The following is a 13,239-nucleotide window of genomic DNA, read 5'->3' on the forward strand; positions in this document are numbered from 1 at the left end:
GGTCGAGCCTCTGGCGCGGCGAAGCCGCACCGGCGGCTCGCCGGCCGCGCTGGCCGTCTCGGCGGTAGCTAACGAACGCCTTGCGTTCGCTGCGCTGCCGCTCGGGCAGGCTGCTTAATACTCTTGCTCCAGCTTCTTCGCGAGATCCTCGATGTTCTCCGGCGGCCAGCCGGGGATTTCCATGCCGAGGCGGAGGCCCATCGAAGAGAGGACTTCCTTGATCTCGTTGAGGCTCTTGCGGCCGAAGTTCGGCGTGCGGAGCATCTCGGCCTCGGTCTTCTGAACGAGGTCGCCGATGTAGATGATGTTGTCGTTCTTCAGGCAGTTGGCGCTGCGCACCGACAGCTCGAGCTCGTCGACCTTCTTCAGCAGGTAGCGGTTGATCTGCTGACCCGACGAATCCTCGACCGTGGCGGCGCCCGGCTGGGCCATCGCCGGGGCGGCAGCCTGCTGCGGCTCGTCGAAGTTGACGAACAGCTGGAGCTGGTCCTGCAGGATGCGCGCGGCATAGGCGAGCGCGTCCTCCGGGGTCACCGTGCCGTCGGTCTCGATGGTCATGTTGAGCTTGTCGTAGTCGAGCTCCTGACCGACGCGGGTGTTCTCCACCTTGTACGCGACCTGGCGCACCGGCGAGAACAGCGCGTCGACCGGGATCAGGCCGATCGGCGCATCGGCCGGACGGTTCGACGACGCCGGGATGTAGCCCTTACCGGTGTCGACGGTCAGCTCCATGTTGAGCGTCGCGCCCTCGTCGAGCGTGCAGATGACGAGATCGGGGTTCAGCACCTCGATGTCGCCGGTCACGACGATCTGGCCGGCGGTCACTTCGCCCGGGCCCGACGCGGTCAGCTGCAGGCGCTTGGCGCCCTCGCCCTGATAGCGGAGCGCAACCTGCTTCACGTTGAGCACGATGTCGGTCACGTCCTCGCGGACGCCCGAGAGCGACGAGAACTCATGCAGCACGCCGTCGATCTTGATCGCGGTGACGGCGGCGCCCTGCAGCGACGAGAGCAGCACGCGGCGCAGCGAGTTGCCGAGCGTCAGGCCGAAGCCGCGCTCCAGCGGCTCGGCCACGAAGGTCGCCTTGCGCTTCGCGTCGGCACCCGCCTTCACGTCGAGCTTGTTGGGCTTCTTCAGTTCCTGCCAGTTCTTCGCAATGGCTGCCATGTTTCACCCTTGGCTTGCGGGCGCGGCCGGTACCTGGCGCTGCCCGATGAAATGTCGATCACCCGAAGTCTTGCCCCCGGCCGTCGCCGGGGGAAAACCACGCATCAGACGCGGCGACGCTTCGGCGGACGAACGCCGTTGTGCGGGATCGGCGTCACGTCGCGGATCGCGGTGATCTGGAAGCCGACCGCCTGCAGCGCGCGCAGTGCCGACTCGCGGCCCGAACCCGGCCCGCGCACCTCGACCTCGAGGGTGCGGACACCGTGCTCGGCGGCCTTCTTGCCGGCGTCTTCGGCGGCGACCTGCGCGGCGTAGGGCGTCGACTTGCGGCTGCCCTTGAAGCCCATGGTGCCCGCCGACGACCAGGCAATCGCGTTGCCCTGCGCGTCGGTGATGGTGATCATCGTGTTGTTGAACGACGCATTCACGTGGGCGACGCCCGACGTGATGTTCTTGCGCTCGCGGCGCTTAATGCGGCCCGGTTCGCGTGCCATGTGTTCGGTCCCTTACCTGTATCTCTGAGAGGAAAGGCGCAGCTGGATCAGCGCGCGCTTACTTCTTCTTGCCGGCGATCGGCTTCGCCTTGCCCTTGCGGGTGCGGGCGTTGGTGTGCGTGCGCTGGCCGCGAACCGGAAGGCCGCGGCGGTGACGCAGACCGCGATAGCAGGCGAGGTCCATGAGGCGCTTGATGTTCATCGCGACTTCGCGACGAAGATCGCCTTCCACCGTGTAGTCACGGTCGATGATCTCGCGGATCTGCACGACTTCCTGGTCGGTCAGGTCCTGGACGCGACGCTCCCGCGGAAAGCCCATCTTCTGGACGATCTCGGTCGCATGGGCACGGCCGATGCCGTGAATGTAGGTAAGGGCGATCTCGACGCGCTTGTTGGTCGGGATGTTGACGCCCGCGATACGTGCCACAAATTCTCTCCTGCTCCACAGGGTGCGTGGGCCCGCGCCCTATCTCAAAGCTTCGCACGAGCCCGGCTTGGCGCCGCGCCCGTGAAAGTTCCCGTATTACGGAAAGCGGGGAGTTAGTGACCGGCGCGCGATGAGTCAAGGGGTGTGGATGACGGTTCCGTGATCGGCGGTTTGGTCGCGGGGGGATTGCACCACTTTCTTTCATCGTCATTCCGGCGAAGGCCGGGATCCATGCAACGGTCGGCATGGATTCCGGCCTTCGCCGGAATGACGATAGCGAGGGGAGCAGGCTGGCGGCACCTGCACCGCAAGCATATGCTCGTGCCCGTGGATGAACTCCGTAATCTCTACGGCCAGTCGATCGAAGAGTGGCTGGCGGGCCTTCGGCTGACACTGGAGGACGATGCCGTCAGCCTCTGTCAGATCGTAGGCGGGGCGGTGGAATTTCGGCCGCCGAACGAGGCGCTGCACCCCCTCGTCTGCCGCGCGCTGCTCGAGATGCTAAACGCTGGCGGCATTCCGTCCGAGGGGAATGCGGCGAAAAATGGGTGGCAGCCGATCGCGCACTATCAGGGCAACGTTCAGCAAACGGCCGATCATCTGGTGAACCATTGTATTCGAAAGGGCGCCCCACCGGACTTGGGCGACCCTTGGCTTGTCCTGCCCCGCAATATGTAGGCGCGCACGCTTCCACATTATCGTCACCCCCGCGAAGGCGGGGGCCCAGTCCATCAAAGAATCTGCCAGCTTCGCTGGCGCCATTTGCTGCGTGCTGGATCCCCGCCTTCGCGGGGATGACGATTGAGGTGTGCCGCTTTACCGGGCCACCCCGTCCACCTTCGCCACCAGCCGCTTGAACCCCGCGCTCATCACCGCGTCCACCCCCGGCGCCAGCTTCTCCGCGCCGGGCCGCAGATAGCCGCCAACGACATAGGTTTGCGTCACCTCACTACCGCCGCCGGCGGCTGGCTTGATCGTATAGGTGAGCGAGCCCGTCGCCCCCTCCCCTTGCAGCGGCCCGAGGCCGCCCTGCGCGCGCAGCACCTTGCCCGGTTGCGCATAGACGATCCGCATATGCTCGATGCTGCCGCCATCGCTCAGCTTCTCGCACCAGCAGCCGCCGGCGCGGGCGTCGATCGAGATGTTGGCGGCGTTGCCGGAATAGCTGTGGTTGCCGTCCCACCAGGAGGCGATGTCGACGAGCGTGCGGTACACGACCTCGGGCGCGGCCTTGACCACCGCGGTCTCGGAAATCTCAAAGCCGTGCGGCTGGGTGGAAACGACGCGAGCGCTGGCCGGCGCGGATGCGGCCAGCAGCAGCAGGATGGCGGTTCGCTTCATATGGTCCTCCCCGATACTCACGCGACGGTGCGCGCAGCAGGAGCGACCGTCAATTCCCGTCGAGGATCGCCGCCAGCTGGCTGTAGACCTCGTCCATCGACGCCATGCCGTCGACGCGGCTGACCATGCCCTTCGCTTCATAATAGGGCAAAATAGGCGCGGTCTTGGCGCGGTATTCGGCCATGCGGGTGCGCACCGTCTCGGCATTGTCGTCGGGCCGGCGCTTGAAGTCGTCGGCGCCGCAGACGTCGCACTGGTGCTCGACCTTCGGCAGCTTGAACTTGTCGTGATAGCCGGCGCCGCACGTGCCGCAGGAGAAGCGGCCGACGATGCGCTCGACCAGCGCTTCCTCGTTCACATCCATCTCGATCACATGGTCGAGCTGGCGGCCGCGCTCGGCGAGCAGCCCGTCGAGCGATTCCGCCTGCGGGCGGGTGCGCGGATAGCCGTCGAAGATCACGCCCTGCGCGGTGTCCGGCTGGTCGAGCCGCTCGCCGACGAGGTCGAGCATGATGTCGTCCGACACCAGCTCGCCGGCGTCGAGCACCGACTTCACCTTGAGCCCGACCGGCGTTTCCGCCTTGATCGCCGCCCGCAGCATGTCGCCGGTGGACAGCTGGATCATCCCGCGGTCGGCCTGAAGCCGCTGCGCCTGGGTTCCCTTACCGGCCCCGGGAGGGCCGAGAAGTATGATGTTCACCGACGATTGCCCCGTAGCTTGGCCTTCTTGATGAGGCCTTCATACTGGTGTGCGAGCAGGTGGCTCTGGATCTGCGAAACCGTGTCCATCGTGACGTTGACCACGATCAGCAATGAGGTGCCGCCGAAATAGAAGGGCAGCGCCATAGACGAGATCAGGAATTCCGGCAGCAGGCAGACCACCACCAGGTACAGCGCGCCGATCACGGTGATGCGGGTCAGCACATAGTCGAGATACTGCGCGGTGCGTTCGCCCGGCCGGATGCCCGGAATGAACCCGCCCTGCCGCTTCAGATTGTCCGAGGTCTCCTCCGGGTTGAAGACGACCGCGGTGTAGAAGAAGGCGAAGAACAGGATGCCGGCGGCATAGAGCGCCATGTAGAGCGGCGCGCCATGCTGCAGCGCCGTCGTCACGGTGATCAGCCAGTCGGACTGCTGCGAGTTCTGCCCGGCGAACTGCGCGATCGTCAGCGGCATCAGCAGCAGCGACGAGGCGAAGATCGGCGGGATAACGCCCGAGGTGTTGAGCTTCAGCGGCAGGTGCGAGCTGTCGCCCTGCATGATGCGGTTGCCGACCTGGCGCTTCGGATACTGCACCAGGATGCGGCGTTGCGCGCGCTCCATGAAGCAGATCGCGGCGATGACGGCGAGCGCGATGACGAGGATCAGCAGGATCGCCGCCGACGACAGCGCGCCGGTGCGACCCTGCTCGAACAGCCCCGCGAAAGCGCTCGGGAGCGCCGCGACGATGCCGGCCATGATGATCAGCGAGACGCCGTTGCCGATGCCGCGCGCGGTGATCTGCTCACCCAGCCACATCAGGAACATGGTGCCGCCGATCAGCGTGATGACGGTGGTGATGCGGAAGAACCAGCCCGGATCGAGCACGGCGGCGACGCCCTGGCTCGCGCCCCAGCCCTCAAGGCCGACGGCGATGCCATAACCCTGCACGGCGGCGAGGAAGACGGTGCCGATGCGCGTGTACTGGTTGATCTTCTTCCGCCCGCTCTCACCCTCTTTCTTGAGGGCAGCGAGCGTCGGCGACAGCGAGGTCATCAGCTGCACGATGATCGACGCGGTGATGTAGGGCATCACATTGAGCGCGATCACCGACATGCGCTCGAGCGCGCCGCCGGAGAACATGTTGACGAAGTCGAGGACGCCGCCCTGCGTGCGGTTGAACAGCTGCTCAAGCGCGATCGGGTCGATGCCCGGCAGCGGCACGAATGACATGAGACGGAACACGATCAAGGCGCCGAGGGTGAACCACAGCCGCTTCTTGAGATCGGTCGCCTTGGAGAAGTTGGCGAAGCTGAGATTGGCGGCCAGTTGTTCGGCTGCAGATGCCATGATCTATCCCACCCGAGGAGTTGGCTGCCTACATAGGGGCGGGGTCGGCGATACGCCAACCCCGCAATCCCGATATGCTTAGGCTTTGGCCTTTTTGGCCTTGGCGGTCTTGCCCGCCTTGTCGGTCTTTTCCGTCTCGGCGGTCTTTTCGGCGCGCGGCGCGATCACCTCGACGGTGCCGCCGGCCTTCTCGACCGCTTCGATCGCCGACTTGCTGGCGCCGGAGACCTTCAGGTTCAGCTTCGCGGTGAGCGAGCCCTTCGCGAGCAGGCGGACGCCGTCGCGCGACTTGGTCAGCACACCGGCGGCGACCAGCGCCGCCGCGTCGATCGTCGCCTTGGCGTCGATCTTCTTCTCGTCGAGCGCACGCTGCAGCGTACCGAGGTTCACAACCACATAATCCTTGCGGAAGATGTTGTTGAAGCCACGCTTCGGGATACGCATGTGGAGCGGCATCTGGCCGCCCTCGAAGCCGTTGATCGAGACGCCCGAGCGGCTCTTCTGGCCCTTCTGGCCGCGGCCGGCGGTCTTGCCGACGCCCGAACCGATGCCACGGCCGACGCGGACGCGGCCCTTGCGCGCGCCCTGATTGTCGCGGATTTCGTTCAGCTTCATTTTCGTACTCGCTTTCGCTGCCCGCCGTCAGGGCGGACTGGTTGCACGGCTCTCCCGATGGGAAAGCTGAGGTAGAAGAACGCCGAGGGCCTTAGCCCTCGACGCGCACCATGTGCTGCACCTTGTTGATCATGCCGCGGATCGAGGGGGTATCCTCGAGCTCGACCGTCTTGTGCATCTTGTTGAGACCGAGGCCGACGAGCGTCGCGCGCTGGTCCTTGGTCCGGCGGATCGGCGAACCGGTCTGCGTGAGCTTGATCTTGGCCATCTCAGATGTCCTTAAGCCGTGACCGCTTCGGCCTCGGCGTCGACCGCGGCGGCGCCGCGAACGTCACCACGACGACCGATGAGGTCGGCGATCTTCTTGCCGCGGCGCTGGGCGACCGACTTCGGGCTCACCTGCTCGCCGAGCGCCGCGAAGGTCGCACGGATCATGTTGTACGGGTTGTTGGTGCCGACCGACTTGGTCACCACGTCGGCAACGCCCAGCGATTCGAACACCGCGCGCATCGGGCCGCCGGCGATGATGCCGGTACCCTGCGGGGCCGAACGGACATAGACCTTGCCGGCGCCGAAGTGGCCGAAGCCGTCATGGTGCAGCGTACGGCCGTCGCGCAGCGGCACGCGGACCATCGCCTTCTTGGCAGCGGCGGTCGCCTTCGAGATCGCCTCCGGCACCTCGCGGGCCTTGCCGTGGCCGAAGCCGACGCGGCCCTTGCCGTCGCCGACGACGACGAGTGCTGCAAAGCCAAAGCGCTTGCCGCCCTTCACCGTCTTCGAGACGCGGTTGATGTGAACGAGCTTTTCGATCAGCTCGCTGCCCTCTTCGCCGGGGGCGTTACGGTCGTCGCGACGGCCACGGCCGCCACGGTTGTCGCCGGGACCGCGACCGCGGCCACCGCCGCCGCCAGGGCCGCCACGGCCACGACCGCCGCCGGGGCCACGGCCACCACGACCTTCGGTCGCGGTCGGCGCGGCGTCGACGGGAGCGTCAGCCTGCTGCTGGTTTTCGTCAGCCATGTCTTAAAACTCCAATCCGGCTTCGCGCGCGGCTTCCGCCAGCGCCTTCACGCGACCGTGGAAGATGAAGCCGCCGCGGTCGAACACGACCGCCGTGACACCCGCCGCCTTGGCACGCTCGGCCAGGCGCTTGCCGACCTCGGTCGCCGCCGCGGTGGTCGCGCCGGTCGTGCCACGCACGTCCTTCTCCAGCGTCGAGGCGGCGGCCAGCGTGCGGCCACCCTCGTCGTCGATGATCTGCGCATAGATGTGCTGCGACGAGCGATGCACCGAGAGGCGCGGACGCGAGCCGCTGCGGGCGCGAAGCGAGGTCCGGACGCGCCGGCGACGGCGCTCGAACAGTGAAAGGTTCTGTCCCATGACTACTTCTTCTTGCCTTCTTTGCGGAAGATGTACTCGCCGCGGTACTTGATACCCTTGCCCTTGTAGGGCTCCGGCTTCCGCCAGCGACGGATCTCAGCCGCCACCTGGCCCACCTGCTGCTTGTCCGAACCCGTGATGTGCACGGTGGTCGGATCCGGCGTCGCGATGGAGATGCCTTCCGGGATCGCATAGTCGACGTCGTGGCTGTAGCCGAGCTGCAGGCGCAGGTTCTTGCCCTGCACCGCGGCGCGGTAGCCGACGCCGGTGATCTCGAGCGTCTTGGTGAAGCCCTCGGTCACACCGGTGACGAGGTTCGAAACGAGCGTGCGCTGCATGCCCCAGAAGGAGCGGGCGCGCTTGCTGTCGTTCGCCGGCTGCACCGAGATGCTGCCGTCCTCGAGGCCATAGCTGATGTCGTCGAGCGTCGGCATCGACAGGGTGCCCTTGGGGCCCTTGACCGACAGCGTGCCGTTATCGAGCGAGGCGGTGACGCCCGCCGGTACCGTGACCGGCTTCTTTCCGATGCGCGACATGATCAGAACACCTGGCAGAGGACTTCGCCGCCGACGTTCTGGTCGCGCGCTTCCGCGTCCGACAGAACGCCCTTCGGCGTCGAAACGATGGTGATGCCCAGGCCGTTACGGACGCGCGGCAGTTCCTTCGCGCCGGTGTAGACGCGGCGGCCCGGCTTCGAGACGCGCTGGACATACTGGATCGCCGGCTGACCTTCGAAATACTTCAGGTCAATGCGCAGCGACGGGTGAACGGCCTCGGCTTCTTCCGAGTAGCCGCGGATGTAGCCCTCGCGCTGAAGCACGTCGAGCACGCGGGCCCGCAGCTTCGACGCCGGGGTGAGAACGCTATCCTTCTTGGCCTGCTGGCCATTGCGGATGCGGGTGAGCATATCGCCCAGGGGATCGGTCACAGCCATTCTGTGGCCTCCTTACCAGCTCGACTTCGTCACACCGGGGATCAGGCCCTTGTTGGCCAGTTCCCGGAGCATGACGCGGCTCAAGCGGAATTTGCGGTAATAGGCGCGCGAGCGCCCGGTGAGCTCGCAGCGGTTGCGGATCCGGGTCGGATTCGCGTTGCGCGGCAGCTCTGCCATCTTCAGGCGCGCGATCAGGCGCTCGCCGTCGTCCTTCGACTCGTCGTTGGCGATCGCCTTGAGACGCGCGAACTTGCCCGCGTACTTCTTGGCCATCTTCCGACGCCGCTCGTTCTTGTTGACCGAACTCAGTTTCGCCATGACTTCAGCTCTTCTCCTTGTGCCCGTTGGTTCCGCTTAAGGGACCCCATTCAAACCTGTTTGAATGGGAACCCTTACGCGGCCTGACGGGTCTCGGCAGTCTTGTCGGTGAAGGGGAAGCCGAACGCGCGCAGAAGCTCGCGGCCTTCCTCATCAGTCCGTGCCGTGGTGGTGACGATGACGTCCATGCCGCGGACCTTGTCGATCCGGTCATAGTTGATCTCCGGGAACACGATCTGCTCCTTGAGACCCATTGCGTAGTTGCCGCGGCCGTCGAACGACTTCGGGTTCAGGCCGCGGAAATCGCGAACGCGCGGCAGCGCGATCGTGATCAGGCGGTCGAGGAACTCGTACATCCGCTCGCCACGCAGGGTCACCTTGCAGCCGATCGGCATGCCTTCGCGCAGCTTGAACTGCGCGATCGACTTGGTCGCCTTGGTGACGACGGCCTTCTGGCCGGCGATCGCCGTCATCTCGGCCGCAGCGGCCTCGACGCGCTTCTTGTCCTGCGTCGCATCGCCAACACCCATGTTGATGACGATCTTCTCGATGCGCGGGATCTGCATCTCGTTCTTGTAGCCGAACTGCTCGACGAGCGCCTTGCGGACCTTGTCCTCATAGACGCTCTTCATGCGCGGCGTGTACTTCGAATCAGCCATTGATCACCTCACCCGACCGCTTGGCGACACGCACCTTCTGGCCGTTTTCGATGCGGAAACCGACGCGGGTCGGCTTGCCGGTCTTGGGATCCTCGATCGCCACCTTCGACACGTGGATCGGCGCCTCGGAACGCTCGAGGCCACCCTGCGGGTTGGCCTGGCTCGCCTTCTTATGGCGCGTCACGACGTTGACGCCGGAGACGACAACCTTCGAATCCTTCGGGAGCGAGCGCACGACTTCGCCGTGCTTGCCCTTGTCCTTGCCGGACAGGACGACGACGCGGTCGCCCTTCTTGATCTTCGCGGCGGCCATTACAGCACCTCCGGCGCAAGGCTGATGATCTTCATGTGCCCCGACGAGCGCAGCTCGCGAACCACCGGCCCGAAGATACGGGTGCCGATCGGCTCCTCGTTCTTGTTGATGAGCACGGCCGCGTTCGAATCGAAGCGGATCACGGTGCCGTCGACGCGGCGGATTTCCTTCGCGGTGCGAACGACGACGGCGCGATGCACGTCACCCTTCTTCACGCGGCCCTTCGGCTGCGCTTCCTTCACCGAGACGACGATGATGTCGCCGACGCCGGCCACTCGACGCTTCGAGCCGCCGAGCACCTTGATGCACTGCACCCTCTTCGCGCCGCTGTTGTCAGCGACGTCGAGGTTCGTCTGCATCTGGATCATGGCTTAGCCTACCTTTTCCAGCACGCGCCACGTCTTGGTCTTAGACAGCGGCGCACATTCCTCGATACGCACCACGTCGCCGGCCTTGATGGCATTGGCGTCGTCGTGCGCGTGATACTTCTTCGAGCGACGGATGATCTTGCCGTACAGCGGGTGCTTCACCCGGCGTTCGACGAGAACGGTGACCGTCTTCTCACCCTTGTCGGACACCACCGTGCCCTGCAGGACGCGTTTCGGCATGTGTCCTCTCCTATGCCTGCGCCGAGCGGGTACGCTCGGACTGCAGGGTCTGAATCTGCGCAATGCTGCGGCGAACCTCACGAACGCGCGAAGCCTTCGAGAGCTGGCCGGTGGCGGCCTGGAAGCGCAGGTTGAACTGCTCCTTCTTCAGCTGCCCCAGCTGCTCGTTGAGCTGGTCGTCGCTCTGGGCGCGGAGATCGGCGATCTTCATGTCCAGTATCCTCAATCTTCGGTCGGGATCGTCTCGCCCAGACGGACGACGACCTTGGTCTTGATGGGGAGCTTCGCGGCGCCACGCTCGAAGGCGACGGCGGCGATGTCGAGGGGAACGCCCTCGAGCTCGAACATGATGCGGCCCGGCTTCACGCGCGCCGCCCAATAGTCAGGCGAGCCCTTGCCCGAGCCCATGCGGACTTCGGCCGGCTTCGACGACACCGGCACGTCCGGGAAGATGCGGATGTGCAGGCGGCCCTGACGCTTGATGTGGCGCGTGATCGCGCGGCGCGCCGCCTCGATCTGGCGGGCGGTGATGCGCTCGGGAGCCATCGCCTTCAGGCCGATCGCGCCGTAGGTCAGCTGCGTGCCGCCCTTCGCGTCGCCATGAATGCGTCCCTTGAACGCTTTGCGGAACTTCGTCCGTTTCGGTTGAAGCATTTTCTATCGCCTTCTGACAGGAATCGGTCCTCGATCAGGCGACGTGCTATGGTCGGGAGACCTTAGCGCGCCGGCCGGACCCCCGACGTCTGAGCTTCCATCATGAGCCGGTCCTGGGCCAACGGGTCGTGGCCAAGGATCTCGCCCTTGAAGATCCAAACCTTGACGCCGCACACACCGTAAGCGGTGTGGGCCTGCGCCTCGGCATAATCGATGTTCGCGCGCAGCGTGTGCAGCGGCACCCGGCCCTCGCGGTACCATTCGGTACGCGCGATCTCGGCGCCACCGAGGCGGCCCGAGCAGGTGATGCGGATGCCCTCCGCACCCAGACGCAGCGCCGACTGAACGGCGCGCTTCATGGCGCGGCGGAACGCGATACGACGCTCCAGCTGATCGGCGACGCCCTGCGCGACGAGCTTCGAATCGATCTCCGGCTTGCGGATCTCGACGATGTTGAGCGACACCTCGCTCTTGGTCATCACACCGATCTGCTTCTTCAGCTTCTCGATGTCCGCGCCCTTCTTGCCGATGATGACGCCCGGACGGGCGGCATAGATCGACACGCGGCACAGCTTCGCCGGGCGCTCGATCACGACCTTCGAGATCGCGGCCTGCGGCAGGGCCTTCAGCACGAACTTGCGGATCTTCAGATCCTCAAGCAGCAGGCGGCCATATTCCTCGCGGCTGGCGAACCAGCGCGAGTCCCAGGTGCGGTTGATCTGCAGGCGCAGACCGATGGGGTTGGTCTTCTGACCCACTATGCTTGCTCCTGCGCTTCGTCGTCGGCGGTCTCGCGGACCACGATGCGGATCCGGGCGAACGGCTTCACGATACGCGAAGCGCGGCCGCGAGCCCGCGGGGTGAAGCGCTTCATCACGATCGACTTGCCGACGCTCGCCTCTTTAACGACCAGCGCGTCCACGTCCAGATTGTGATTGTTCTCGGCGTTGGCAATAGCCGACGCCAGAACCTTGCGCACATCAACCGCCATCGCCTTCTTCGAGAAGGAGAGGATGTTGAGCGCGTCGCCCGCCTTCTTGCCGCGGATCAGACCGGCAACGAGGTTGAGCTTGTACGGAGAGCCGCGAACGGTCGTCGCGACGGCCAGGGCCTCGCGATCGCCGACACGACGGGGATTTGCCGCCTTGCTCATGGTTACCTCTTCGCCTTCTTGTCGGCGGCATGGCCGTGATAGGTCCGGGTCGGCGCGAACTCGCCGAGCTTGTGACCCACCATCTCCTCGCTGACGGAGACCGGGATGAATTTCTTGCCGTTGTAGACGTTGAACGTCAGGCCAACGAACTGCGGCAGGATCGTCGAGCGGCGCGACCAGGTCTTGATCGGTGCGCGAGCACCGCTGTCCTGTGCGCTGTCAGCCTTCTTCAGCAGGCTCAGTTCGACGAACGGGCCTTTCCAGACGGAGCGGGCCATCGCTTACCTCTTCTTCTTCGCGTGACGCGACCGGATAATCATCTTGTCCGTCGCCTTGTTCTTGCGGGTCTTCGCGCCCTTGGTCGGCTTACCCCACGGGGTGACCGGGTGACGGCCGCCCGAGGTCCGGCCTTCACCACCACCGTGCGGGTGGTCGACCGGGTTCTTGGCGACACCGCGGGTGAGCGGACGACGACCGAGCCAGCGGGTGCGGCCCGCCTTGGCGAGATACTGGTTGGCGTTGTCGGGGTTCGACACCGCGCCCACCGTCGCCATGCAGTCCGAACGGACGTAGCGCTGCTCGCCCGAGTTCAGGCGGATGATCACCATGCCGCGGTCACGACCGACGACCTGGATGAACGTGCCGGCCGACCGCGCCAGCTGGCCGCCCTTGCCGGGCTTCAGCTCGACGTTGTGCACGATGGTGCCGACCGGCATCTGGCCGATCTCCATCGCGTTGCCCGGCTTCACGTCGACCTTCTTGCCGGCGACGACGGTGTCGCCCGGGGCAAGACGCTGCGGCGCGATGACGTAGGCGAGCTCGCCGTCCTCATACTTCAGGAGCGCGATGAACGCGGTGCGGTTGGGGTCATACTCCAGCCGCTCGACGGTCGCGGGCATGTCCCACTTCCGACGCTTGAAGTCGATGAAACGGTAGCGCTGCTTGTGGCCGCCCGCGATGCCGCGCGAGGTCGCGTGGCCCATGTTGTTGCGGCCACCCGTCTTGCGCAGACCTTCGGTCAGCTGCTTGACCGGCTTGCCCTTGTGGAGCGACGACCGGTCAACGAGCACGAGACCACGGCGGGCCGGGCTCGTCGGATTATATTGCTTCAATGCCATGTTTCGAGT

At 65.6% G+C, this 13,239-nt stretch carries 24 protein-coding genes; 1 reads left to right on the top strand and 23 read right to left on the bottom strand.

What is annotated here, in order from left to right; all coding sequences use genetic code 11:
* Nucleotides 1-114: 114 nt before the first annotated feature.
* The 3 genes from ACFOMD_RS02235 to rpsM form a co-directional block, all read right to left on the bottom strand.
* Nucleotides 115-1,167 (bottom strand): DNA-directed RNA polymerase subunit alpha, encoded by a 1,053-nt coding sequence (locus ACFOMD_RS02235; RefSeq protein ID WP_380856140.1) that lies wholly within the window; start codon nt 1,165-1,167, stop codon nt 115-117.
* 104 nt (nt 1,168-1,271) lie between these two features.
* Nucleotides 1,272-1,661 carry a 30S ribosomal protein S11 gene (gene rpsK / locus ACFOMD_RS02240; protein ID WP_380856143.1) on the bottom strand — a complete coding sequence of 130 codons (390 nt, stop codon included), beginning with the start codon at nt 1,659-1,661 and terminating at the stop codon, nt 1,272-1,274.
* Nucleotides 1,662-1,719: 58 nt separating this feature from the next.
* Complete coding sequence (gene rpsM / locus ACFOMD_RS02245) at nt 1,720-2,088, bottom strand: 30S ribosomal protein S13 (RefSeq protein ID WP_380856147.1); 369 nt, start codon at nt 2,086-2,088, stop codon at nt 1,720-1,722.
* 231 nt (nt 2,089-2,319) lie between these two features.
* On the opposite strand from rpsM, the gene ACFOMD_RS02250 reads away from it, so the two are divergent.
* Nucleotides 2,320-2,766: a hypothetical protein gene (locus ACFOMD_RS02250; protein WP_380856150.1), complete on the top strand. Its 447-nt coding sequence runs from the start codon at nt 2,320-2,322 to the stop codon at nt 2,764-2,766.
* A 138-nt stretch (nt 2,767-2,904) separates the two neighbouring features.
* Here the strand turns inward: ACFOMD_RS02250 and ACFOMD_RS02255 are convergent, their stop codons facing one another.
* The 20 genes from ACFOMD_RS02255 to rplB all read right to left on the bottom strand — a co-directional run bounded on the left by ACFOMD_RS02255 (nt 2,905) and on the right by rplB (nt 13,230).
* On the bottom strand, nt 2,905-3,429 hold the full coding sequence (locus tag ACFOMD_RS02255) for an SRPBCC family protein (protein ID WP_380856153.1): 525 nt from the start codon (nt 3,427-3,429) through the stop codon (nt 2,905-2,907).
* A gap of 49 nt (nt 3,430-3,478) precedes the next feature.
* The gene (locus tag ACFOMD_RS02260; protein ID WP_380856156.1) at nt 3,479-4,129 is read right to left on the bottom strand and encodes an adenylate kinase; all 651 of its coding nucleotides are present in this window, start codon (nt 4,127-4,129) and stop codon (nt 3,479-3,481) included.
* On the bottom strand, nt 4,126-5,478 hold the full coding sequence (gene secY / locus ACFOMD_RS02265; RefSeq protein ID WP_380856159.1) for a preprotein translocase subunit SecY: 1,353 nt from the start codon (nt 5,476-5,478) through the stop codon (nt 4,126-4,128). The genes ACFOMD_RS02260 and secY overlap by 4 nt, the downstream gene beginning before the upstream one ends.
* 78 nt (nt 5,479-5,556) lie before the next feature.
* The gene (rplO, locus tag ACFOMD_RS02270) at nt 5,557-6,093 is read right to left on the bottom strand and encodes a 50S ribosomal protein L15 (protein WP_380856162.1); all 537 of its coding nucleotides are present in this window, start codon (nt 6,091-6,093) and stop codon (nt 5,557-5,559) included.
* Nucleotides 6,094-6,184: 91 nt separating this feature from the next.
* Complete coding sequence (gene rpmD, locus ACFOMD_RS02275; protein ID WP_380856165.1) at nt 6,185-6,361, bottom strand: 50S ribosomal protein L30; 177 nt, start codon at nt 6,359-6,361, stop codon at nt 6,185-6,187.
* Nucleotides 6,362-6,372: 11 nt separating this feature from the next.
* On the bottom strand, nt 6,373-7,113 hold the full coding sequence (rpsE, locus tag ACFOMD_RS02280; RefSeq protein WP_380856168.1) for a 30S ribosomal protein S5: 741 nt from the start codon (nt 7,111-7,113) through the stop codon (nt 6,373-6,375).
* A gap of 3 nt (nt 7,114-7,116) precedes the next feature.
* A complete protein-coding gene (gene rplR / locus ACFOMD_RS02285; protein WP_380856171.1) occupies nt 7,117-7,473 on the bottom strand; it encodes a 50S ribosomal protein L18 in 357 nt (118 codons plus the stop codon).
* 2 nt (nt 7,474-7,475) lie between these two features.
* Entirely contained in the window at nt 7,476-8,009 is a 534-nt protein-coding gene (rplF, locus tag ACFOMD_RS02290; RefSeq protein ID WP_380856174.1) for a 50S ribosomal protein L6, read from the bottom strand.
* Nucleotides 8,010-8,011: 2 nt separating this feature from the next.
* Nucleotides 8,012-8,407, bottom strand: coding sequence for a 30S ribosomal protein S8 (gene rpsH / locus ACFOMD_RS02295; RefSeq protein ID WP_380856177.1), 396 nt, complete (start codon nt 8,405-8,407; stop codon nt 8,012-8,014).
* A 12-nt stretch (nt 8,408-8,419) separates the two neighbouring features.
* Nucleotides 8,420-8,725: a 30S ribosomal protein S14 gene (gene rpsN, locus ACFOMD_RS02300; protein ID WP_380856180.1), complete on the bottom strand. Its 306-nt coding sequence runs from the start codon at nt 8,723-8,725 to the stop codon at nt 8,420-8,422.
* 74 nt (nt 8,726-8,799) lie between these two features.
* A complete protein-coding gene (rplE, locus tag ACFOMD_RS02305) occupies nt 8,800-9,384 on the bottom strand; it encodes a 50S ribosomal protein L5 (protein ID WP_380856185.1) in 585 nt (194 codons plus the stop codon).
* Nucleotides 9,377-9,697 (bottom strand): 50S ribosomal protein L24, encoded by a 321-nt coding sequence (gene rplX / locus ACFOMD_RS02310; RefSeq protein WP_380856188.1) that lies wholly within the window; start codon nt 9,695-9,697, stop codon nt 9,377-9,379. Before rplX ends, rplE begins: the two co-directional genes overlap by 8 nt.
* On the bottom strand, nt 9,697-10,065 hold the full coding sequence (rplN, locus tag ACFOMD_RS02315; protein ID WP_380856191.1) for a 50S ribosomal protein L14: 369 nt from the start codon (nt 10,063-10,065) through the stop codon (nt 9,697-9,699). Before rplN ends, rplX begins: the two co-directional genes overlap by 1 nt.
* A 3-nt stretch (nt 10,066-10,068) precedes the next feature.
* The gene (rpsQ, locus tag ACFOMD_RS02320; protein ID WP_380856194.1) at nt 10,069-10,305 is read right to left on the bottom strand and encodes a 30S ribosomal protein S17; all 237 of its coding nucleotides are present in this window, start codon (nt 10,303-10,305) and stop codon (nt 10,069-10,071) included.
* Between the two features lie 10 nt (nt 10,306-10,315).
* Nucleotides 10,316-10,516 carry a 50S ribosomal protein L29 gene (gene rpmC, locus ACFOMD_RS02325; protein WP_380856197.1) on the bottom strand — a complete coding sequence of 67 codons (201 nt, stop codon included), beginning with the start codon at nt 10,514-10,516 and terminating at the stop codon, nt 10,316-10,318.
* Nucleotides 10,517-10,527: 11 nt separating this feature from the next.
* Nucleotides 10,528-10,959: a 50S ribosomal protein L16 gene (rplP, locus tag ACFOMD_RS02330; RefSeq protein WP_380856200.1), complete on the bottom strand. Its 432-nt coding sequence runs from the start codon at nt 10,957-10,959 to the stop codon at nt 10,528-10,530.
* Between the two features lie 62 nt (nt 10,960-11,021).
* Nucleotides 11,022-11,717 carry a 30S ribosomal protein S3 gene (rpsC, locus tag ACFOMD_RS02335; RefSeq protein ID WP_380856203.1) on the bottom strand — a complete coding sequence of 232 codons (696 nt, stop codon included), beginning with the start codon at nt 11,715-11,717 and terminating at the stop codon, nt 11,022-11,024.
* Complete coding sequence (gene rplV / locus ACFOMD_RS02340; RefSeq protein WP_380856206.1) at nt 11,717-12,112, bottom strand: 50S ribosomal protein L22; 396 nt, start codon at nt 12,110-12,112, stop codon at nt 11,717-11,719. Before rplV ends, rpsC begins: the two co-directional genes overlap by 1 nt.
* A gap of 2 nt (nt 12,113-12,114) precedes the next feature.
* On the bottom strand, nt 12,115-12,390 hold the full coding sequence (rpsS, locus tag ACFOMD_RS02345) for a 30S ribosomal protein S19 (RefSeq protein WP_380856209.1): 276 nt from the start codon (nt 12,388-12,390) through the stop codon (nt 12,115-12,117).
* Nucleotides 12,391-12,393: 3 nt separating this feature from the next.
* Nucleotides 12,394-13,230, bottom strand: coding sequence for a 50S ribosomal protein L2 (gene rplB, locus ACFOMD_RS02350; RefSeq protein WP_380856212.1), 837 nt, complete (start codon nt 13,228-13,230; stop codon nt 12,394-12,396).
* Nucleotides 13,231-13,239 lie beyond the last annotated feature (9 nt).

It is taken from the genome of Sphingoaurantiacus capsulatus, from assembly GCF_042648405.1.
Classification (GTDB): Bacteria; Pseudomonadota; Alphaproteobacteria; order Sphingomonadales; family Sphingomonadaceae; genus Sphingoaurantiacus; species Sphingoaurantiacus capsulatus.